General features: G+C 42.4%; 4 tRNA genes and 1 rRNA gene. All 5 read right to left on the minus strand.

The window, feature by feature from the left end:
• Positions 1 to 138: 138 nt before the first annotated feature.
• Positions 139 to 215 (minus strand) — tRNA-Met (locus COD11_RS00200).
• A gap of 170 nt (positions 216 to 385) precedes the next feature.
• A tRNA-Ser gene (locus COD11_RS00205) sits at positions 386 to 478 on the minus strand.
• Between the two features lie 105 nt (positions 479 to 583).
• Positions 584 to 659: transfer RNA gene (locus tag COD11_RS00210), tRNA-Val, on the minus strand.
• Between the two features lie 62 nt (positions 660 to 721).
• Positions 722 to 793, minus strand: a tRNA-Glu gene (locus COD11_RS00215).
• A 29-nt stretch (positions 794 to 822) separates the two neighbouring features.
• Positions 823 to 938: ribosomal RNA gene (gene rrf / locus COD11_RS00220) — 5S ribosomal RNA — on the minus strand.
• Between the last annotated feature and the right edge of the window lie 37 nt (positions 939 to 975).

Raw genomic sequence — 975 nt, forward strand, 5'->3', positions numbered from 1 at the left:
TTCACGTAGTGAAAATAACTTACAATAACAAAATATACCATAATATATATATATTTGTTTTAAGTTTGGTTGCACTTAACAGCACTACTATATTGACTCGCTAAGATGATTACTCGACGTAGCATCGTCAACTGAAATTGGTTGCGGGGACAGGATTTGAACCTGCGACCTTCGGGTTATGAGCCCGACGAGCTACCAGACTGCTCCACCCCGCGATAATAAGAATATAAATAGTTTTTTCTATGGACTTATTTTATTATCTTGTACGGACCGTCCCGATTTCAGAAGGATTATTCAAGATGCTGCTCAATCGGTACGCTGAGGTGACTCAATGAAGCTTATTCACGTGCTCCACCCCGCGATGATAAAAATATAAAAAATTAAATGGAGGAGGAAGGGGGATTCGAACCCCCGCGGGTTTTGACACCCCTGTCGGTTTTCAAGACCGATCCCTTCAGCCGGACTTGGGTATTCCTCCATAATAATTAGAAATTTTAACACTCATCTAATTAAAAAGTCAATTGCTCTAAAATAAAATTAAACCTGGGTTTAGTATGTTATTTTTGTTAATACGAAAATACTATGGTGGAGGATGACGGGATCGAACCGCCGACCCCCTGCTTGTAAGGCAGGTGCTCTCCCAGCTGAGCTAATCCTCCGAATATAAGTTATGCTATTTCTGTTATGGTAAGTTATTTTCGCTGGCGCGAAAAAACTTTGATGACCCATACGGGATTCGAACCCGTGTTACCGCCGTGAAAGGGCGGTGTCTTAACCGCTTGACCAATGGGCCATATAATAAAATTAAACCTATAAAGGTTTGCCTGGCAATGTCCTACTCTCACAGGGGGAAACCCCCAACTACCATCGGCGCTGAAGAGCTTAACTTCCGTGTTCGGCATGGGAACGGGTGTGGCCTCTTCGCCATCATTACCAGACAAAATTAAGTTGAAGGATATTCCTTCAAAACTAGAT

The sequence above is a fragment of the Bacillus sp. AFS040349 genome (genome assembly GCF_002577655.1).
Lineage (GTDB): Bacteria > Bacillota > Bacilli > Bacillales > Bacillaceae > Metabacillus.